This window comes from Clostridium formicaceticum (assembly GCF_001854185.1).
GTDB classification, from domain to species: domain Bacteria; phylum Bacillota; class Clostridia; order Peptostreptococcales; family Natronincolaceae; genus Andreesenella; species Andreesenella formicacetica.
On record NZ_CP017603.1, the window covers coordinates 1,143,308 to 1,165,663 of the forward strand.

Consider the following 22,356-nt stretch of genomic DNA (forward strand, 5'->3'; position numbering starts at 1 on the left):
TACTCTACCTCCCGTTCCTGTTGGTATGTGCCTCATAGATTACATAAGCACCGTATGTTAACGAAATAATCCAGTTTAAATAAGGTAGAAGCAGCAGTAATATAACTGCAATTAACAATAATGTATTCTGAATTGGATCTGACAAGTCTACTTCTATATTAATCATTGGTTTTTTATTCTCATCTTCCTCAAACATTTCTGGAAACTTATTTTGTACAACTACACAAAGTATGAATAATGTAATACTTAAAAGCGTTGTACTTGCATATAACTCCTCACTCATTTATTTCCTCCTATTCGTCCTTAATTAAAAAACAAAATTTCCCCTATAGTATGTTTTAAACTGTAGGGGAAATTGTTCTTAAATACATTAGATTATTAGGTATGTAGTGTCTAAATTACTGTTTGCTGTACTTTTCTTAGTTCTTTGTAATCCTCTTTTATCAAGTATCCTATTAGGATTGCTAGTGGAATCATGAAATATTGCTGTACCAATGGAATATCCATGGAAACTCCAAATTGATACATTAAATAAAATACCATTAATGCAACTGCATTGGATATAAAAAGTCTTATCATTGTTTTTCTCATTATTTATCCCTCCAGTTATCTATAAAAATTAATAAATGTTGTTTCATTTTTATAATAAAATTATATCATTTTCAGGGCTAAAAGTGTTGATATTGCTGTATTTTTAACACAAATGTAAAAATCTGTATACATAACTTTTCAACTTAACTTTCAAAATAATATCCTCCAAAATTTGACTTTACTTACTTTTCTAAATAAAATACTTGAAAATTTTAGAGGAGTGATGCTAATGAAAGAATTCGATATTTTAAGGTTAGAAATAAACTATTTTCTATGTATTGTAGATTCAACCCTTTCAGTAACAGATAGCAATTTAGCAAAGGATGCACTTAGTTCACTTATTATCTCATTTCTATTTGGCAACCTGCATAACTTTTATGAGTATCATATACAGGTCATTGAGGAATATATATCATTTATATCTAATCTTCCTGAAGAAGAATATTGCTATATAAAAACAAATGTTCCACATGTCATCAATTTACTAAACTTGATCAAGCAGGAAATAATAAAATAGCCCTGGGGGCTATTTTATTACCTTTAAGATATTCTTTTTATCTGTATATTCATATATTCTATTTCTACATCTATATACTTCCTTCGATATCTTATGTGGGTCTGGGTCTACATCAATAAGCATTTTTAATAAGTCAATGTATTTAGGGTGATATCTCGCAACAAGAAAAGAAGTAGAACTAGGTATGGCTAATAAATAATCCATTCCAACCTTTCTTTCTATTTGTTTCTTCATTGATTCTAACAAAATAAACGAAGGAGAATAATCATTTAAAAAGGCTAATGAATATATTTCAAGATCTTTATCTAACTTGGTTAAAGGGCTAAGTGTGCTTTCTAAATTCTTATAAGCACTTTCCTTTAACCTTTTATAATCAAATATATCATCAGTTAATATAAACCTCATGGTTTCTCCCATATCCGTAGCATATAAAATATCCAGATTTAGAAATAAATCATCTCTTATAAACTTTATTGGTTCCTCTATACCAAAATCCTTAGATTTTATTAAGGGGTATACCTTCTCATAGTCAATTTTGAACTTTCTTTTCACAAATTCTTCCTCAAGTGTTTTTTTAAACATTCCACTAATAAACTTGAAATCTCTAGCAAGTTTATATTCTTCATAAGCATCCTGTAATGAAATTGTAGCCTCCAATGTACCTGTTTGTATTATAAGATTGTCTTTGCTCAATAGAGTATCTCCATATTCCTTTATAAATTCGTTCAACATCTGTAATTTAAATTCCTCAAACTTAAACATTTTATGTCCTCCTTCTATTCTCAAATTCCAAATTTCTTTTCGTAGACTTTATATAGGAAGAAGGCTTGGCTTTTCAACTTTTTCCTTGAAATTATGATAAGAGATTCAGTATAACAAGTGAAGAAAATATTAGGAGGAGTTTAAATGATTGAATCATATATAGAAGGAATCTTCATTTCATTGATTGTTTATATTACCATTTTTAACATTTTAACAGGACACCTTCAAAGAAAATGGTCTATAGAATTTAAAAGAAACTTAAAGAGAATTTATTTTTCTGCATGGGTGCTCCCATATCTTATTTACCTTTACTGTGTGTGGACCACCCCTTCTACTAGGCCGTTTTTATTGCAACATATTTTATTCGGTATTATCTTGCATATGATTATGGCTGCGTTTGGCTATCGGGCAACTTTTCACTAAATATTAAATCCTAAGCAAACTTGCTTAGGATTTAATATTAATAAAGTATTTGTTTCAACAGCCTTATTTATATATGCTTTAAAAGAGTATTTCTAAACTCTCTAAAAGAATCTCCGGTATTTCCGTAATACATAAAGTGTCTACACACAAACACTTTACAATTATTATTTTCATTATAGTTGAATGTAGTGATTGGGCTAGTTCTTTCTAACTGATCAATTGGATCATCAATATCAATCTTAGTTTGTAAACTAAGATTCTTATCTTCTGCAATCTCCAAAAAATATTTCACTGTTTTTTTACCATATAAAATGATTGCTTCTGGTTTCATTTCGTTCAAAATATAGTAGAAATTATCCTTCCCTTTGCTAATAACTTCTTTTGGCTCTTTTTTCAATTCTTTTACTGAAGGCGTTGGATATGTAATGATATCTGTTTCTACTACTTCCATACCTATTTCACTGCTTACCCAGTTTACAAAGGAATTAATTCCTTGCCGTGTTCGGGATATCTCACTTTTATCGTTCTGGATTCTACTATTGGAATAAAACTCAATAAATTTTTGATAGTTACCCAATAGTTCTACATATTCCTCTATGCTCATCTGATTTGGATATATGGGCGTTGCAGGATTTATCCCTACTAAAAATATCTTTGCATTACTTATATCACCTTTGCAAATAAATGGTCTAAAATAAGCCTTACCAACACCAATAGGTCTACATAATTCTTTAAAACACACTTTATCAAGCATATAACTTACCCTCTATCATATTTTTTAACAAAGTATTTTCCGTCTTTCTCTTTAATTTCCCACAATCCATGTATATCAGGGTTATATTTTTCTAAGTGTCCATTTCCTTTGTCATAAAGAAAGTCATATCTACTATTTGAAATTCTCTCTTTTTTATTTACCTGCCAATTAACCCTAGACTCTCTATTTACAGTTCCAAGAATGGTTTGGCAATTAATTGTTCCTTCATTTATTTCTCCATATTTACTGAATATGTAGTCTTTTATATCCTTTTTTGTAAACTCTCCCTCCATATTGTCTACTGCCTCTATTACCATATCCAAAACTGATTTGGATTTAGACTTCTTTTCATCATCATTGATCTTTTTAGGAATTGATACTCTGCCTTTCTTATCTGCTTGTTTCATTTTCTTCCATTCCAAACTACATTGTTCTATTATTGAAAATTCTTCAGGCTGGAGTTCATTACTTGGGTCCAATGAATACCCCACTTGCCAGAAATACATATCAATGAGTTTCATTTGGCTGTATCTTAAACCATTGGCTTCTGTTATTTCCTGTAATTTATTAAATTCAAGACGGTACCTATCATAGAATTTACATAACTCTAGCAGCGAATCCTTGCTAAAGTTGGTATATCTAAATCCATGGTATTTTAAACCGTCTATAAAGTACCGGTCATAGGCAGGTACACACCCTAGTACCCCTAGTAATATCTTCGATACCAAAGTATCTGTAACATTAATATCTTTCTCTTTACCTTTTACAGTACTTATATTATCAGAGTAAGATTTTATTACTTCGTGCTTTAATTCTATAATTAAGTCAATATGTTCAATATAAGATTCCTCAAGTCTATTAGTCCATAGATTATCATATTTTTGCTTCCCTAGTACCTCTAGTGCATACTGGTGAACTTTATAGTCCTTTTGCAATAAAAAACTTGAACCTCTATACATGCCCCAACTTGCTAAATAAAACGCTAAGTGAAGTGCTGCTATATCCTTCTGTTCTACAGAATTAAATATCTCTCTATTTTTAAAGAATTTGTAGCAATGTTCCCATGACTTAAACCTGTGGTGTTTTTCATTATTTATTTCCAAATAATACTTCTCAATAATTTTAGTTATCACCTGATTATCCCCCACTATACTTAATCTCCTCTTATCTTTGCAATTGAGTTATTCTAGGCATCTCAATACCATTCTTAAATTTATAATATTTTGCAACTGCATTATATAAATTCCCCGGTGTACTTCCTTTATCTCCATAACTTTCATAGATCTTTTGTCGTACTTCTATCATATTTTGTTCACTTTGGATTACTACATCTAAATTCACATTAAATTCTCTTTCAACTCTATTAGCCCGTGTTAATCTTGAGTTAATTGCTTTATCAGTTAAGCCTTCACCCTCTAAAAAATCTCTAAATCCTCTATCGTCCATACTTTCCCTCCTAAAATTCTATTTAAATTTGTTCATCATAATATCAATGCTATATTGGCTCAATAATCCTAAGTTTTTTTGCGATAAATTTATTCCCCATTCTGGTTTACTTTTTAAACCCTCATAATCTTTACCTTTTAGTAAATTATTAGGACTTTTCCACTCTATAGCAGGGATAAGAAATACATCTGGCATCTTATTATCCTCAAATAACGCAAGTACAAGAATTAAACTTTCGTTATTAATATCAAATTTATCTTTTCTCATAAAGACATAATTTAAGTCCCTAGATGATTTAACCTGCATCTCATAGAATTTTCCTGATCCACTTTTAATGACAAAATCTACTCCTTTATCATCTACCTCCGTATTAAATACATCAAACCCATAGGATAAAAACTCCATCTTCATTAAATACTCTGCGTACTTGCCAAGTTGTAAGTGTGATAACTCACTCCATATCATTCTAGGCATAGGCACTCCCCCTTAAATTACAAATAATTTATTTTCCTATATATTACATCTATTATATCTTTTCTTTAAATTTCCTTCTAGGGAACATAATTATAAAGCATAAATTGAATTCTGTTTCCAATCTGTTAATTCTATAAAAAAGTTAGATTCTTATAATCCAGTAATATAGTCATTGTAAAATATTTCCTTCAATCTCTATCCCTAAAAAATTGGAACAAGAACTTTATATGGCCTGTTTTTATAGGATTTTATATATATAACTCAAAGATTTTCTTGAAACAAGATTTACTTTTTCTATATACTTCTACAAATATTTATATGGAGGTATTTAGACATGGTTAAAAGGGATAATTTTATAGATAAATATTACTTGAAAGAATACAAGACTTATTTGGAGAACTTAGATAAATCCGAATCTACAGTTAATACTTATTTAGATAATGTAATTACATTTATAGAATGGTTTAATGAGGCAAATTCAGATTCATTCCAACCCGGAACTTGCACCACAATAGATTTAAGAGATTTTCGTTCTCATTTACTAACAGTAAAAAATGCAAAAGCCAATACCATTAATCTAAAGATAATGAGTTTAAAAAGTTATTTTTACTTCTTGCATTCCTATGATTATATTAAGCAAGATATTGCTCGTAATTTAAAAAAGGTAAAGACACAAGGTCCACCTATCGTGAAGTCTATAGATGAGCAGACATTCCGAAAAATAAGGAGAGAAATATATAGAAGTGGCTATAAACACCATATTGCGTTAATAGCACTGCTTAACCACGCTTTGCGTCTCAATGAAATTATCACACTAAAAATCAATAATGTTCATCTCAAAGAAAAAGGTTCCTTTATAATGGTCTACGGAAAACAAGGAAAGTATAGGAAAGTTCCCATCAACTCTGACTGCCGTAATGCTATAAATGATTACTTGGAACTACGATTAAAAATTAAGAGTCCTCATGATAATCTATTTTTATCCGAACGAAAAGCACCTTACACTAGGTCTGGGCTTTGGAAAATAATAGATAAGTATTCTGCTAAGATCGGTACTCATATATCTCCCCACCAGTTTAGACATTACGCAATCAAAAAAATGGTTGATGAAGGTGTGCCTCTTACAGTCATAGCAAACTTGGTGGGTCATTCTTCCATTCAGTTACTGTCAGATGTATATGCAGTACCGCTAGAGGAAGATAAAGAAGCCGCAGTTGACCTGCTATAATCATACTTATATTTTTAAACTAAAGGGACTGTTTTTAAACAGCCCCTTTAAAGTTTAAAAGTATTTTTTATAAGTGTCCAAACTATTCCAATAAATCCTCTAAAAATCCTCTATATCTTTTTTCTTTTTCTTCTATAATCTCATAATTCTTATCCTCAAGAAGTGTTTTCTCTTTAGTGTCCAAATTTTCTAACCATATTTCTTTTTTACTTATGTCCTTAATATCCACCTTGTCTACTTTACTGTATAAAAACTCTAATAGAAATGAGGATTTATAATCTTCTATATGGAAAATATAAATATGTTTAAATCCAATTTCAGCAAGTTTCATGGCATTTTCTTTTACATATTCACTAGAATTCGGCTCTCCATCCTTCAAAGGTAAGTAAATTTTTAATTTGCCTCTTACATCCTTAAAGTGCTTGTACAGCAAGTATAACTGTCCCTTACTTAATACATCTTGCATAATACTCACGGCCTTCTCGTGATTAAACTCCTTAACCATTGAGATTACCTCATCTGGCGAATTCCATATAAACAGTCTATTCAACTCTGATTTAGCAGCCTTATCTATATTATATAAAGCAAAAGATTTATTAAAACCTATGTTGGTTTTGTATTCATTATAAGGTGTTGTACGATCTATAACCTGTAATTTTTGTTCATATGATACTCCCTCAATAAATTTTCGTTTGGTCAACTCATTTTTGTAATGCTCCTCTTTGCTAATTACATTTTTGCCCATTACTCCAACCACTTGTCCAGTTTCATCTTTTACAGGAAAGCATACTCTACCTCTTAAATAGTCATCAGCATTATCTCCTGCATACATAAGTTGAAATCTTTCAATATAATGATCAGATAACTTTGCATCTTTAAAAAACTTTGCTGTTGCTTTGCACTTTTCTAGCCCCAATGTACCTAAATCAGTAGGCTTCATTCCCTTATATTGCAGTAATATACAATCCCCTTTTTTATCGTTTGTTTCTTTAATGTCTAATATATCAGTTTCATCTAAATCTTTAACATCAGTATCTACACCTAAGTATTGGGCTAATTTATAAACTACTTCCTTTTTACTCATTTGTAAATAGTGGGATAAGAAACTTATAATACCTACATTGTATCCACAATCCTTACATTCAAAATATGCATTATTATCCTTGTCTCTTTTAATAATTCCCTGCCACCTATTATTCTTTGCTAATCCACAACTAGGACATTGCTCAAATATATTTATATTTAATATATCTTTAAAAACTGAATACACTGCAATTGCAATATCGTGAGAACTATTTTTATTAATTTCATGGGTAAGATAGGCTATTTTGCTATACGCAGCACTCATAAAATTTATAGAAGATCCTTCTGTTCTACAGTATTTTAAATAATATTCCGCAATTCTTTGTATATTGGGTTCCCTATCCTTATGATTTAAGAATTCCTCTATATAATATGGATCTATATCATCTATTTCTTTAATTGTTTTGCCTCTATATTTTTTTGAGAAACTAACAATATATTCTCCAGCATAATTTTTTAAGCAAAACTCTATCTCCTCTTTAATTGTGTCAGTAGCACTATTGTCTAACATCCAAAATAAGTAATCTAATCCCTTAATACCTTGATAAATATTATTAGCATTTAATACTTCAACCATATCCATTTTTCTTACTATCCCAAAAGTAAATGTTTTACTCATAAATATCACCCTTTCAACTTTTGTTTTAGCATTTTACACAATCCATTCATCAAATCAAATTATAGGTGAAAATTTTTAATTAAAAATTTGATTTTTCTCTCGGAATTGAGTAAAAAGTTAAAAATTTGCAAAGGAGTGATTTTAATGGGTAAGGTATTTTATGATTTTAGTACCATTAATTTTAAGCGGGAGCATGACATTAAGTATAATCTGGAGAACTACTTTAACAATGGAGATATGGATAGCCTACTAAATGTATATAATCTCATACAACATAAATTACGCTTAGTCCTGATAGATCCATTATATATATTTACAGAGAGTATTAAATCTAAGAAAAGGCACTTTCTAGTAAATAGGGTTCACAAATTACAAGATGAAGGCAAAATTCAAAATAATCTCCAAGATGATGGAGATACTCCAAAGTTTAATAATAAGATTTTCTTTGACTATGCTAGAGATCAATTTGTTTGGGAAACATTAGGCCTCACCAAATACACTATGCAAGAACTAAATTTATTTACACCTTTTTGGGAAAGCCTTCATCCTATAGTTAGAGGTGAGAAAATAAAAATTACTGCTGATACAGTAAAGTCCTACATTTTTAAGTATGAAACCACTTATGAAAAATACTTAATTACTAAATTTGCAGACCATTATTGGAAGTATCTTCAAAGTATTTTAAGAAAGCACTATGACCATGATTCTAAAGTAAGCACCGAGATATTTACTTTTTCACAAATTACTAGCAAAGATGATGAAAGTTTTGATTTTCTCGATTCATTGTTATATAAAAGTAACCATTTTAATGAAATACACCCTTTTAATGTGGATGATGAATTTTACAATTTGCTGAAAAAGATCCTTACTTTAAAACAGTATGAAATATTTTGCTTATGGCTCAACAATTATAATTTGAAAGAGATATCTACAATTACTAAAACTTCTTATAGTGCTGTAAAGACCCATTATCAAAGAAGTATTGCTTCTATAAAGAAATATTATTTAAATCAAAATGAATGTAGTAATAAAATTGAGGCTATCTGTTAATTAGATAACCTCTTTTAATTTTTGAATAGTATTTAGTTTGTTTTTTAAATTAAAGTTAAAATAGTCATCTTGCATGAGAAGCATTATATTTTTATTATTTATAGAAATCCACCTTACCTTTTAAGCAAATCATACTATTTGTGGATACTTAGTTAAATTATTTTCTCTCTAATAATACTATACTGTTAAATCTTATAGGAAAGACTACAAGACTTAAAAATTTTATTAAAAATTTTTATAAATATTAACTGTACTTATTCAACCCCCAAAGCCTTAAATACAGCATCTTCTACATTCTGATAGAAAGATATCTGAAACTTTGCAAATAACTCTGGTGGCACAGTTCCTATATCTGCTGCTGAAGCCATTGGAAGCAATATCTTCTTTGCTCCTGCGTCAAAGCACACTTGCAGGGTACTTGCTAATTCCTCTACTTTGGTAATTGTGCCTCCTATACTCATAGATCCTAATACAACCATTTGACTTTGTATAGGTTTCTTTAAAGCCCCAGAACACATGGCAATAAAGGCTGCAAGGGACAGTTGAGAAGTTACTCCTATGCCTTGTAGATCCTGAATATGCATTAAGTAATCAAAATTCTGAACAGAAATGGTTCCACTGATATTCTTTTTATTAGCCTTAAAGTAGTTAAATGCTGTATTTATACTCTCTTTGGCCTCTCTATTAGAGCCAAGTCCCGTTCTCTCAAACTTACCTGAACCGGGTACAACTTCTGTCTCAATTTTAAATACGCCAATCATACCTGTTTCTCCGTGACCAACAAGATAAATGTGTCCCGGTTTTCCCATTCCTTCAGGGATTAACTTTCCTCCTCCCTGTTCTGGAACAGATACAAATTCTTCTTCAAAATTTTCTTTGTGTATATAGGAGAAGTGAACATCATAGAACTCCATACCACCAATTTTCTTTAATTGCTCCTTGACACGCCTTCTGCCAACAAGAGCATATCTTAATATTTCTTCAATATCGTCCTTGCTATATTCCCCATTTGGATATAATAATTTAACAAGTCCTGAAACAGTCTTTCTTACAGCAATTACATCTCTTTGATTAAGGTTATTTCCAAGATTAAAGTATTTGTCAATTGAATCAGAGAACGACCTTTTTCTCATTTCACGGAAAAACTCTGCTATGTAATCCGTAATAAAACCGTATTCATTCGTAAAGAATTCTGGTCTATACTTCGGTATCTCCCATCCCGGTAGATAATAGTGCATACGATCAAAAAATGCTGAATCGTAAGCCATGGCTTCTGGAAAAGGGTCGAAAAGATGTGATGTTTTCAATAGTACATCTACACTTTGATTGATATTTCCTACAAAAACCATAGATGCTGAAGCATTCTTTTCTTCTCGTCCTCTAGCAAAAGAGCCTGAAGCCATGTAGTCCTTCATGATTTGTATGCCATCTTTATCCTTGAATGTAATACCCGCAACTTCGTCAAAAGCAACAGCATCCCATAATCCTACAAGACCAACTTTCTTACTGGCCATATTATAGAATAGGTTTGCTACAGTAGTCTGACCACCGGATACCAATATAGAGTTTGGCGATATCTCCTTATAAATATGGGATTTACCTGTACCCCTTGGCCCTAACTCACAAAGGTTATAATTGTTTTCCACTAATGGAATCATTCTTGCTAATAGATGCCACTTCACATTATTTTCCAGTTGGGTTGGTTCCATACCAATAGACCTTAGCAAAACATCTATCCATTCTTCTTTTGTAAACTGCCTTCTTCCATTAAATATTTCTTCCATATCCAAGTTTGGCATCTGAATAGGAGTTAAATTTGATATATTAAAAGGACTGGCATCTCTTACTTCTTCATCATAGAAATAGTTCATCTTCAATATACACCAAATTCCACCTGCTAAAAGTTTTTCAAACTCTTTTACATAGTGAGAAGATATTGCAACTCCTTTAAGCCCTAAATTAGAAAACTCTGCTTCGTAGAAATCTTTCTTTTCATTGAGTTTTACTGTGAGTTTGTCTATGACTGTATATTGTCCTAGTTCTCTAATCTTTGATTTTATTTTTTCTGCTTCGTCTGGTCTTACGAAGTTGTCAGAGAGGATTTTTTTTACCCTCTCAACACCTTCATTAATACTATCTTCATCATCTGTGGCACAGTACATCCCTAACAAATACTCCAGTACATATACTGGTACATTTGCACCTTCTTTTATTTTCTTCGTTAAGTCTTTTCTCACCACTCTACCTGCAAAGTGGGTATTTAACTTGGCATTTAGACTTATCTCTTTATCTATACTTTCCATGTAGTTCACCTACTTATCTTTACTAAAATCCAAAGTCATTTACAATTGCTAAATCAATCATAAATGGTACTCTGTCATAAATCTTTTCTACTGATTCTTCATCATCTTCCATTACTAGGTAATACTTCTGTCCTTTATCATAAGGCTGATCTTTTAATGTAAACTTCTCTCTAAATGTACGATCTTCAGGTTTTGATGATCTACTATCTGCAATAATAATATTTTCGTTGGAAATGCGATTGCCTTCATCATCTTCAAAGTAAAGTTTCAGCGTCATAGGAATCTTTTTATCCTCTACCTTTTCCGTCTGGAAGAACTCCAAATATGTAATTCTATTTGTAATCTTTCTGGATATATTGGTTAACTTCACTTCTACTTTGGAAGATTTAAATTCATCTTTTCTAATATTTTTAAACTTTACCACCGGTATTACAATTTCTTGCAGGGCTGCTCCACCATGCACATAGTTGGCTCCAGCACCCTGTACTTTAAACCTTGTAACTCCTTTAGGTATAATTGCATTAAGTTTTGCATCCTCTCCTAGTAAATAATTCATTGGTATTGTAAGGATTCCTTGTTCATCTTTCTTTTCTTCTGCTAAAATAAATCTTCTTCCTTCATCAATTGCTTTCACATCAGCCTTACTAATCTTATCGTACTCCTGTAGACTAGATCTTCTATAAATAAATCCATGGTCTGCTGTAATATAGATATTTGTCGCACTTACATTATTCACAAGGTTTTTAATCAAGGTGTTTAAATCCTCAAAAGTCTTTTCTACTGCTTCAAAAACATCTCTTTCTGTTGCAGCCTTATCTCCTATAGCATCAATAACATTGTGGTATATATATACCAGTTTCTTTCCATCAAAGTTTTCTTTGTATTCAGGTCTTTTCATATCTTTCATGTCATTGTATGATATAGCAACTACATCAGTGGAATACTTAGAAAGTATCTTTTGTCTATTCTCTGTTCCCATAGAGTTAATACCGTCAACGATAACCTCTGCCTTATCATTTATTTCGATTTTTTTATGAGGCAATAATGTTGCCATACCTAGTTTTGTATAGGAAGGGACTACCCCTTGCATAAAGGATAATTCTGCTTTGCCTCGTCTTTCTTTATTTAAAATATCCATAAACTCTTTAGCAGCCTCATATCTCAACGCATCAGATATAATAACAAAAACTCTTTCTTCATTTCGCATATGAGGGTAAATATATTGATTGTAAAACTCCTGTTGCTTAACGAGTCCATTGATCCTTATATCATCTATGAGTTCATCTTCTATCATACTGGACCACTTGATTGAAAGTTCTTCTAGGTACCAGTGCGTATATGTATTCTCAATGACTTCAACAAGTTTATAGAACACATCTTTATTATCAACTTTGTCATAAGATAAATAGAATTTTCTATAAAAGTAATCAAATAAATAATAATTCTTGGTATAGTTCTCCATGATTTCATAGGCACTGGAGCCTTTTATAGTTTTCTGTAACTCTTGCTCTAATCTCAAGATCTCCATAGCATAATAAATAGATTCATATTCATTATTTAATTTATTAAACCAATGGGTCGTTCTTCTTCTATTAATAACTTTTCTATACTTCTCAAACTCCCCTATGTTTCCAACTAGATTCGTTATAAGCCATGTTATAATTTCTTCATCAAAAGCCTTAAATGTATCGCATAGGATATAATCTTCTATATCCCACTTACTTAAATATTCCTTTAGGTTTAACTTTCTCTCTGTTTGATTTGCCAATACATCAAACATTTCATGGTCCACAGAATGGCTCATAAAGTGATTAGTAAATACTATTGCATCTGCCTTTTTAGGAGATATAAACTTCTCCCATGTATTAGGCATCTTTGCTTCAAGGTTGTAACTAAGATTCGTAATCAAAAACATTATGCTCAATTGTTCTAAACTCTTTTCCTCTAAATGGTATCCATATTTCTTCTCAACCAAATTCCAGAAAGTATCAATGTCCCCGAACTTTACGATTTCTTCAATATACTTGTTTTCACCCTTTGCTGCTTCCATGAGTATAGTTTTTACAACTAACTCAAAGTCTGCTACTGACAATTTACATAGTGTAGATAATATTGCGACATTCACCTTTTCTTCTGTAAACTCCCCCATACTGTAGGAAGCAAATTTCTTGTATCGTTCTTTATTACCAAAGAACCTGATATACTTCTTAAATACACCTCGTAGAGTTTCATCCTTAACACCTAAATCCCTCATAATAACCGTTGCTTTATCAGTTGAAAACTCCTGACTATATTTTTCAATGTCTAAAAGCCAGTTTTCTCTTGCCATAGGCTTAGAATTAGGTGAATAAATCAAATAGTTAGACTCTGTATCTTCTTTTTCTAGTAAATGCTTTATATAGAAACTATTGTTTCCATCAAGATGTAAAACCTTAGTATTTTCTAATTGTAAGTCATTAATATCCTCTGCAAATTCACATTCTTCATCATACCAAAAGATGATATTTCGTAGCCTACCATCTGAAGATTCTTTGTTTAAGTTTTCTTCTAGTATTTTTTTTATTTCTGCTAAGTTCATTTCTTCACCTACTTTTTATATCTTAGCCAATAAATTTGCCTTTAATGGCTTCTTTCCATCACCTTGAGGTATTTGTACGCCTTGGAATTTATCGTAATTAACTGCTACTCCATCATCTAAGTCTATATCAATCTTTTGGTTGGCAACATGGGCTATCACCTGATCATAAGCCAAACATTCTAATATTTGTTTATTGATACTGTCTTTTTTCTTCATTGCAGCAGCCTTTTCTCTTGCAGACAAATCAGATTCAAGAAGAATATCTAATCTTTTCACTTCTGCTTCATACTTCTTTTGTAATTTATGAAGATAATCAGTTCTAACCCTTGCCACTGTTGAAGAATCATATCGGTGCATGTAGATAAGAGCCTTGAAACCATTTTGTTTTCCACTATCAAATAGCCAGTAAATAGGTCTTTTACTGTAAGTTTTTACATGATCGGTATAGAAATCTTTTAAGAAGTATCTTCTTATAGTTTGCCTTGAAGTTTCACTAGCCTTTTTACCTAATGTTTCTGCAATATAATCAAGGTTTTCTTCTAATGTTTTTTCTCCAAAGGTTACTTTTACAAACTCTACAAACCTATTCACAATATCATCTTCAAAATAATCATCATCTGCTATAACAAGGACATTATCTTTTGTTGGAACTAATGTTTTATATCTATTGATATCAAATTGCCCACCTGCATAAATTAAGCCTTCTTCATCTAATGAGTATCGACCAAACATACAGCCAACTGCATAAGATATGAAAGATTTTATATCTGTTTGTCTATCTGCCTTTGTGATAGTTATATCATTTTCTTCTACCTCTGGAGTGAGTTCGTTTTGAAGTCCATAAATTTCAATAAACTTTTTATTTAATGTTTCTTCATTGGTCTTTAATTGTTCAAACTGGTTACTTGTAAATTCTAACCAACTCCTAAACGATTGTTCAACCATACTGTTATTGTGCTGATGCTCTAGTAAAGGATGTCTCTTAAAATTCCAAGATGTTTCATATGAGTCCCAATTAGTTTTTGATATCTCAATATTGTTTTTACACAACTTATTAATTACCATTTTTTCACTCACATCTATATTCTCTATTAATGGTAGACTAGCGACATTTCCTGCTTGAAAGTTTAGAGTAGGATTTTCAAGTAGTAAGAACTCAAATGCAATTTTAGAGCATAAAAATGCCGTTATAAAAAATATATTTTCAGTATTATTAGCAAAAACAGATGATCCTGCAATATCAAATATAAACCCCTTTGGATAGTATCTCACTCCAAACTTAGATGAACTTACAAAGGACCATGAGATACTCTCTCTAAAAAAATACTCTTGTCCGGGTAAAGAAAAGGATTGACCTCTATCTTTTCTATACTCTCTTACTTCTCTCCCGTCATTCATATAGTTAATGACATACTCGTGATTACCATACCATTTCCTGAATTCTCCACCCTTATTGTATGGATACCACTTTACATCATTGTTTATGGCTTCTTCAGTGTTTTTACATTGGAGATTAATTTTTTTTCTATTTACTTCATACCACATTTTTAAAAAGTAATTATTATTGCAAGTAAACATACCATTGGTCACAACACTAAAATTATCTATTGGCTTATATTTGTTGAATATATCTTTCACATCTCTACTCATAGAGTAAGCGATTGGCATATCTTCAATAACTTTATAATTATCTTGACAGTTATAGTATTGGTTTAAATTTTCAAAAAACCATTTTTCTTTCTGCTCTATAGTATCAACTGCACCTTGCTTCAAAAATAATTTTCTATATTGACCTAAATACTTATCAACATACTCCTTTTTAATAACAAATGATGTGGTCCCAAAATCAGATCCAAATATACCTCTTCCCAAGTGCAACATGTTTATAATAGTATTCTTATTAATAATATCTTCTCTTAATTTTTTATAAGTAGATAAGAACATCCAAGAAGGTATATTTATCATAGCCATTAACCCATTTGAACTACAAAGTCTTATACACATTTCCATAAATACTGTACTCATATCACCTTTTGTATCTGGAAAATTAATTTTTAAATACTTAGTTAATTTTTCATCCATTCCTCTATTACCCATATATGGAGGGTTGGTGCAAACTACATCATATTTATCACTCATAATCTTTGCCTGTTTGATAAGTGGGGGCATTTTTTCTAATATAACTTCTCTATGCTGAAACTCAAATAAATCAATTGTTTCTCCATCTTTAATTTCTTCTACCCTTTTATCAATTGCATCAAAGTCAATTTTCTTGATTTCTAATATAGAACCATACTCTTTGGCATCTTTAAAGATTTCAACTAAATATTCAATATCTTCTCTGCGGATAGTCTTTTCAATGGCAGTATCTTTTGGGCTAACTAAGTATTGAATTGCTTCCGTTGGAATCCCGTTACTTTCTTGGATTGAACAAACATTTAACTCTATTCTTTTTCTAAATATCCTTCTATTTTTACTCCTTGCTTTCATCATTAATGCAAAGGCTGCAAGTTGCCCTGCTCTATCATCTATATCCAAGCCGTATAGGTTATTCTCTAATATTAACTGTGGTATATCTCTTTCAGAGTAATTTGCTTTTAAATAGATATCATAAAGAACATCAAATGCATATACGAGAATATGGCCCGATCCCATGCTTGGATCTAGTACCTTAATATCTTCAGGATTTAAACTAGGATCTTTCAGTTCATCTAGTTTCTTTTGAACCTCCGGATCTTGCTCTGCTTCTTCTAAGTAATACTTCCACTGTGCCTTTAATTCATCATCCGGATGAGATTCCAGCCAAAGTCTACCTAGTGTATTTTCAACCATATATCTTACAATCCATTTCGGTGTAAACAACTGTGTTGCAGCAGGTATATTTTCTTTTGTAATCTTTTTATTTTTCTTTAGATCTGCAAATACTTCATCTTTCTTTTCAGATATATAGTATTGATATAACCATCCAATAATTTCAACTTGATCTTTATAGTCACCTTCTTCAATGGATTCTACTAAGTCCCTTATTACAGAGCCTTCTGCTAGTAAGTTATCAGGCAAGAGCAGTTCTGTGTAATCAGATATTTCTTCAAACACCATAGGCATGATCTCACCTAATTGATTGCATTGCTTAATAATTAGGTATTTATATAAATCCTCTGTATCATTTTCATCTATGAGTTTATAGACAAGTTCTTTATCAATATCTAAATCAATATTTAATGCTTCCTTTATAATGTCTGGTTCTGTTTTTCCTTCTTCTACAGAAGATAATACCCTAACACCGGTTGGAAGATATTCATTGACCTCCATAAAACGAAGGGCAATGAATCTATTGAACCATGTGTAGGCTACTTCCTCTATTACTTGTTCAAATCCCTTTTCTCTTATATTTGAGACTAATTTTTCTCTTTGTTTCGCTTCATATTTTTTATAGGTTTTGCTATTGTCTAAACCTTTTATCTTAAAACCGCCTTCAAAGGTTTCGATATCTTTTATCTCGTTCTTTGTTATACCTAGTTCGTAGGCTTTTTGAGTGATATCTTCGATAAGTCTATTTCTTGCTCTTACAGCAAAGTTTTTTATAGCAGATTTATTCACTTGTACTTCCTCCTAATTTTTAGATTAGTTTCAGTTTGGTATCTTCATTTAATTGTTCTTTTAATCTCTTTCTGATTTCCCCAACTACTTCTTCTATATCATTATCCGTTTCAATTACCTTCACCCCATGCAATATATTGGCTATACTAATATTTTTAACCGTCTTAACTTTATATCCCACTTCCGGCTTATCGTCATGGAATACTTCTGGTGTCTTTTCTTCAGGCTTAGGTTTTCTTTTTGCCTTTTCTTTTTCAAATTCATCAAAACAACGAATTTTTAATCTATCAGATTCTTCCTTCATGGCAATGGCTTCATAAAAGTTATTTGCACTGTCTAAACGATCAAGTAAGTTATCAAATCTTGTCTTAAATTTACTTCTTAGTTCTTCTCTAAAATCATATAACTCCAATTCATCCAATACTCTTTTAGCGTCACTTTCAATAACACTTCTGACCGGTTTACATTCTATCTCTAATAGTTGCCCGAATTTATCTATAAATTCTTCAATTAGATTTGGTAGCCTATGAATTTCAGAGTATGGTTGTTTGGACTTAACTATGCCCTGAATTTCTTCTACGATTTTAATGGTATCTCGGTCTACTACATAAGTCTTGTTTTTCTCATAAATCTCTAACTTGTGAACTGCCTTATCGAATTGTTCTTTTTGATTTTTAAAGAACTTTTTCACATCAAAGACATCTTCTTCATAATCTAACAGTTCATCCTGTAACTCATATATCTTCTCATAGAATTCTTTCGTATCCTTGATTTTTAATATTTCTTCAAATAGTTTCTGACCTCTCTCTAAAACTTCTTTTCCGGGATAGAATTTGTTATTCTTGTATTCTTCCAGTAGGAAGTATATACCATAGTCATTTGTATCTGTGCTTCTTCTATTTAATTCATGCTCACACAACTTCTTAAATCTATCCATCAATCCATCTTCATCACTTGGTACTGCCGTGAATCCGAATACTTCCTTGGCTAAATTCTTTACATTATTAATGTACTTTGCAGGTGTTTTCGTTCTCTTTTTTATAATCAATCTGTCTTGGTAATCTCTTTTGGTTAAATAGTTGATTAAATCTTTATCAGATGCAGTCAAATATTCATTCCCCAATTGTAATTTAATTTCTTGCACCTTAAATAATCTAAGTATGATTCCAGTTATATCTAAGTCCTTCCATCCATAAGGAGCCTTGCCGTATAGCGTAGTAATGGATTTTATAGTCATAGGTATATTTCTTTCTGTATTTCTCTCAATATAACCATCTATTTCATCCACCGCCAATTTATTTGGAACATCATCCGTCAATTTCACCTGCATATTATCTTCTAGCAAAATATCATTTAGATCTTTATTACTCTCTACAAAGGTTGTAATATAGTTTAATTTATTGTACATGCTCTCTATAAGGAGTTTAAACCCTTCATTGATTCTTTCTATAGGATTCTTAGATTTAATATCCAACTTTTGAGAATTGGCATAGATATCTGCCGACTTTAAGGCCTCAACTACTAGAGTTTTAACTCGTTCTTTTCTTTCCGCCACTTCTCTGGACTTTCTAATTTTTATTTCTTCGATTTCAGAAGTAGATGCTGATCCACCTTTTCTTAATAAGTAAGTCTGGATCTTTAATACTTCTTCCATTTCTTCTAAAAAGGTAGTATCCATAGGAAGTTTCAGTATTAAGTTATTTTCTCTTGTAGCCATCATTTTCAACTCTTGATCTGTTAGTTCTATCCCTGTATCATAGTAAGGAGTTATAACTTTAAGACCAATATCGTGTTTTTGCGGAGACAAGAATCTATCATCTATGATTTTATTAAAATCAAAATGATATCTAGCATTATATCTGTATTTCTTTTCATTATAAATTCCTTCAAAAATTTCCTCCCCAATTTTTAATATGGTCTCACCCATATCAATTGGAATATTTTGAATTTCTTTATTAACATCCTGTTCTTCATGGGTAAGAAAGATATACTCATTTCCATTCTTTTGAATGAGTGTTTCTTTTAGCAATCTTTTTAATGATTCTTCAATCTGCTTCTTGAGTTCTATTTTGTCATCATCAATATGGCTTACCATTAAAGTGGCTATATTTTCAATGTTTGAAGGTATTTCTTTAACATACTTAATCATGAATAATACCTTTAATACTTCTACATCTTCTTTAGTCAGACGATCATTATCCTCTGCTCTTATAATCACTGTTCTAATATTTGAGTCTAAGAATGCTTCTACAGTTTCATAAAAAGTTGCAAATGGTATTAAGGCTCCTGCTTCTTTATCAGCATAAATAATAGCCGACTCTTGGAATGCACTTAATAAGGATCTTTCTCCTTCAGATAAGTGTTTTCCACTAGCCCCGTGTAGTCTAATACCTGTAAACACAGATTGTAATAGATTAAATTGGTATGGTATAAATGGATAAACTGCCACAAAATCTTCTTCAGATTTATATGTTTTCATTTCTGCTGTATCAGCAGAAAAAGTAATTAAGTTTTTCAGAATTGCTTCTTTATCTTGATATAAAAGTTTTAATGTATCCTTTGCTACATCACTTTTACGCAAAATTCTTCTTTTGATTACTTCATCTACATTGGCAGATGATAGATTGAGTCTAGTATTAAATCTTCCTTGAATTTTGGAGAAGTCATTCCCCTTTACTTTAGTAATAGAGTCTATATCCTGTTGAGATGTTACAATAACCCATGCTCTACCTCCACAATAAGTACCCAAATCCTCTACTACTGTTTGAAGATTAAGCATAAGACCTACATCATCACCAATGTACTGGCCAATTTCATCTACAAGGAAAATAACATGATGATTGTTCCCTTTGGATTCTATGTATTCTTTCACCCTGTTAGCAAATTTCTCAATGCTTAGTGAGTAACTCTCCTCTGCCTTGTTATACCAACTTCTTGCAGCATCTTCACTCATTTTTGTGGTTGCTGCTAAGGCTTTTACTATGTTATCTTCCTCAAAGTAGAAATCCTCTCTAGCGTCAGTCCACTTATTCCCTGATAATTCTTCAAATTTTGATTTAAAGGCTTCATATGTACCGTCTTTAACTAACTGTCTTTCTAATTCCGCAACCCAAGGCAGGGCAGCACAAAAGCCTTGTATTTCGTTAAATACTTTCATAAATACTTTTACAATAGCATCCTTATTGGTTTTGGAATTGGAATCTGACTTTGAATCTATATTAAATAGAACAACATCAGCACTGGTATCTCCGGCCATCTTTATATCAGCCAACACCATAGAATCTTCTAATTTATCATCAAAATAAGAGATTGCTTTTTTGCCTTTAACTTCTTTGTTCTCTAATAGGTAAGATAGAATTTTCAAAAAGTGAGACTTACCAGAACCAAAGAATCCGGAAATCCATACTCCCATCTTATCTGTATAGTTGTTTATTCCTTTTTTATATGCTTCAAAGAATTCGCTAAAGTGTTTAGATAATTCTCTTGTAACTACATACTCCTCCAGTTCCTGATAAACATTGGTATCATCTTCTTGGCCAATTTTAATAACGCCTTTGATATCTCTATCAATTTCCTTATAAAACATTTTTCTTAATTGCATAATAATCTCTCCCTTCCCCTCTACCTTTCAATCATCTTAAATGCTCTATAGTAATTATCATCCTTTATCTCACCAAATAACTTCAATTCCAAGCCATCATATATTCCCGGAAAAAACATAACAAGGGGAACATGGTCAATGACCGCATGTAATGTATTTAAAATTGTATGAGATCTAATGATAGGCCACGCCTTACCTACTCCCGTTAAGAAAACTATATCATTGTCATTAACCCTGTTTCTTATATACTCTACGACTAAATCATTGTTATGGGTAAGTCTTAAAGTTTTCTTCACAGCATTGATAATATATTCAGTTCCTTTTTGTTTCTCCATTTCAAAGACTTTATTCAGATAGCCTTTTTCCTCTAATATTTCTAAGATAATCTCATACAGATCAAATTCTTTAATTTGAATCTCTGAATCTTCATTATTAATTTTCTGCTTCAAGAACTTAATATGTTCTCTAACTATGAGTTCATCTGATGGATCATAGTCAAAGATGTAAAAACCTATTTCATTTCCCAATCCTTTGTTTTCTCTAAATCGCTTTTCTTGCAATCTGGGAAGGATTTTATCTAGTCTTTCATAAATCTGCATCTATATCTCTCCTAACATCACTTCTAGGTAGGGCATATCCCCTATATTCTTTAAATGTTGAACTACTTCTTCCTCCATTATTTGAGGAATGATTTCAACTTCTTTCTTAGAATTCTTAATAAACCCGGCTTCAGATAAAACTCTCTTATAAACTTGCTTTAACTTATAGAAAGTATAATCCTTCCATTCCGCTATTTGATCACTCTGTTCTGCTTTTCTTCTAAAAAACACATTGAAGTCTTTATCTGTTATAATGAAATCCTTTAGTAATAACTTTTCTTTATAAACTTCCTTCATGAACTCGAAGAATAACCGATCTGTTTTGAGGATACTATATATTGCCAATTGCTTACTAGTTTGCAAACTTCCATTCACGATTTTATCTAATATATAATTATCTAAACCTTCAATTCTATTGATTACCGTTGAAGCAATTTCCCTTTTTCGGGCTTCTGTATTAACAGCAAAAATATTTTCTTCTATCGCTTTACTTCTTATAGTTTTTTCGTCCAACCCTTGATTTTTCAACTGCGAAGCCTTTTTAAGTTCCAGATATAAGTATGGTCTGGACTTTAATATTGAAGTATACTGTAGCATATTTTTCCATCACATCCTCTCAAATGGTCCACTTTAGGTTTTATTATATCACTAACAATTTTTTTTGTCTTTAAATTTCCAAATTATTTATTGACAAGCATATTTTTATATAGTAATATAGCATTTAATAT

General features: G+C 31.1%; 18 protein-coding genes. 4 read left to right on the top strand and 14 right to left on the bottom strand.

Annotation, left to right across the window (positions count from 1 at the left end; translation table 11 throughout):
* Window positions 1-4: 4 nt before the first annotated feature.
* Window positions 5-283 (bottom strand): hypothetical protein, encoded by a 279-nt coding sequence (locus tag BJL90_RS05305; RefSeq protein WP_070964987.1) that lies wholly within the window; start codon window positions 281-283, stop codon window positions 5-7.
* A gap of 110 nt (window positions 284-393) precedes the next feature.
* On the bottom strand, window positions 394-591 hold the full coding sequence (locus BJL90_RS05310) for a hypothetical protein (RefSeq protein ID WP_070964990.1): 198 nt from the start codon (window positions 589-591) through the stop codon (window positions 394-396).
* Between the two features lie 229 nt (window positions 592-820).
* Between BJL90_RS05310 and BJL90_RS05315 the strand changes: the two genes are divergently transcribed.
* Window positions 821-1,108 (top strand): hypothetical protein, encoded by a 288-nt coding sequence (locus BJL90_RS05315; protein WP_070964992.1) that lies wholly within the window; start codon window positions 821-823, stop codon window positions 1,106-1,108.
* A gap of 9 nt (window positions 1,109-1,117) precedes the next feature.
* Here the strand turns inward: BJL90_RS05315 and BJL90_RS05320 are convergent, their stop codons facing one another.
* Window positions 1,118-1,870, bottom strand: coding sequence for a DUF1444 family protein (locus tag BJL90_RS05320; RefSeq protein WP_070964995.1), 753 nt, complete (start codon window positions 1,868-1,870; stop codon window positions 1,118-1,120).
* A gap of 144 nt (window positions 1,871-2,014) precedes the next feature.
* On the opposite strand from BJL90_RS05320, the gene BJL90_RS05325 reads away from it, so the two are divergent.
* Window positions 2,015-2,293 (top strand): hypothetical protein, encoded by a 279-nt coding sequence (locus BJL90_RS05325; protein ID WP_070964997.1) that lies wholly within the window; start codon window positions 2,015-2,017, stop codon window positions 2,291-2,293.
* Between the two features lie 67 nt (window positions 2,294-2,360).
* On the opposite strand, the gene BJL90_RS05330 is transcribed toward BJL90_RS05325, so the two are convergent.
* The 4 genes from BJL90_RS05330 to BJL90_RS05345 are packed head-to-tail and all read right to left on the bottom strand — an operon-like array spanning window position 2,361 to window position 4,967.
* On the bottom strand, window positions 2,361-3,047 hold the full coding sequence (locus BJL90_RS05330; protein WP_070965000.1) for a hypothetical protein: 687 nt from the start codon (window positions 3,045-3,047) through the stop codon (window positions 2,361-2,363).
* Window positions 3,048-3,052: 5 nt separating this feature from the next.
* Window positions 3,053-4,180: a DUF7669 domain-containing protein gene (locus BJL90_RS05335; protein WP_156778712.1), complete on the bottom strand. Its 1,128-nt coding sequence runs from the start codon at window positions 4,178-4,180 to the stop codon at window positions 3,053-3,055.
* A 31-nt stretch (window positions 4,181-4,211) separates the two neighbouring features.
* Window positions 4,212-4,493, bottom strand: a complete 282-nt coding sequence (locus BJL90_RS05340) for a hypothetical protein (RefSeq protein ID WP_070965003.1) — start codon at window positions 4,491-4,493, stop codon at window positions 4,212-4,214.
* Between the two features lie 18 nt (window positions 4,494-4,511).
* Complete coding sequence (locus tag BJL90_RS05345) at window positions 4,512-4,967, bottom strand: hypothetical protein (RefSeq protein ID WP_070965007.1); 456 nt, start codon at window positions 4,965-4,967, stop codon at window positions 4,512-4,514.
* Between the two features lie 334 nt (window positions 4,968-5,301).
* Between BJL90_RS05345 and BJL90_RS05350 the strand changes: the two genes are divergently transcribed.
* On the top strand, window positions 5,302-6,195 hold the full coding sequence (locus BJL90_RS05350; RefSeq protein ID WP_070965011.1) for a tyrosine-type recombinase/integrase: 894 nt from the start codon (window positions 5,302-5,304) through the stop codon (window positions 6,193-6,195).
* Window positions 6,196-6,277: 82 nt separating this feature from the next.
* On the opposite strand, the gene BJL90_RS05355 is transcribed toward BJL90_RS05350, so the two are convergent.
* The gene (locus BJL90_RS05355; protein ID WP_070965014.1) at window positions 6,278-7,897 is read right to left on the bottom strand and encodes a hypothetical protein; all 1,620 of its coding nucleotides are present in this window, start codon (window positions 7,895-7,897) and stop codon (window positions 6,278-6,280) included.
* Window positions 7,898-8,041: 144 nt separating this feature from the next.
* Here BJL90_RS05355 and BJL90_RS05360 point away from each other — a divergent pair, with 144 nt between their 5' ends.
* Window positions 8,042-8,947 carry a helix-turn-helix transcriptional regulator gene (locus tag BJL90_RS05360; protein ID WP_070965017.1) on the top strand — a complete coding sequence of 302 codons (906 nt, stop codon included), beginning with the start codon at window positions 8,042-8,044 and terminating at the stop codon, window positions 8,945-8,947.
* A gap of 254 nt (window positions 8,948-9,201) precedes the next feature.
* Here the strand turns inward: BJL90_RS05360 and brxL are convergent, their stop codons facing one another.
* The 6 genes from brxL to BJL90_RS05390 are packed head-to-tail and all read right to left on the bottom strand — an operon-like array spanning window position 9,202 to window position 22,225.
* Complete coding sequence (gene brxL, locus BJL90_RS05365) at window positions 9,202-11,250, bottom strand: protease Lon-related BREX system protein BrxL (RefSeq protein ID WP_070965021.1); 2,049 nt, start codon at window positions 11,248-11,250, stop codon at window positions 9,202-9,204.
* 22 nt (window positions 11,251-11,272) lie between these two features.
* Entirely contained in the window at window positions 11,273-13,828 is a 2,556-nt protein-coding gene (gene pglZ, locus BJL90_RS05370) for a BREX-1 system phosphatase PglZ type A (protein WP_070965024.1), read from the bottom strand.
* A gap of 15 nt (window positions 13,829-13,843) precedes the next feature.
* Window positions 13,844-17,428, bottom strand: a complete 3,585-nt coding sequence (pglX, locus tag BJL90_RS05375) for a BREX-1 system adenine-specific DNA-methyltransferase PglX (protein ID WP_070965026.1) — start codon at window positions 17,426-17,428, stop codon at window positions 13,844-13,846.
* Window positions 17,429-17,447: 19 nt separating this feature from the next.
* Window positions 17,448-21,029, bottom strand: a complete 3,582-nt coding sequence (brxC, locus tag BJL90_RS05380; RefSeq protein ID WP_070965028.1) for a BREX system P-loop protein BrxC — start codon at window positions 21,027-21,029, stop codon at window positions 17,448-17,450.
* Window positions 21,030-21,049: 20 nt separating this feature from the next.
* The gene (locus tag BJL90_RS05385) at window positions 21,050-21,628 is read right to left on the bottom strand and encodes a DUF1788 domain-containing protein (RefSeq protein WP_070965031.1); all 579 of its coding nucleotides are present in this window, start codon (window positions 21,626-21,628) and stop codon (window positions 21,050-21,052) included.
* The gene (locus BJL90_RS05390; RefSeq protein ID WP_070965034.1) at window positions 21,629-22,225 is read right to left on the bottom strand and encodes a DUF1819 family protein; all 597 of its coding nucleotides are present in this window, start codon (window positions 22,223-22,225) and stop codon (window positions 21,629-21,631) included.
* Between the last annotated feature and the right edge of the window lie 131 nt (window positions 22,226-22,356).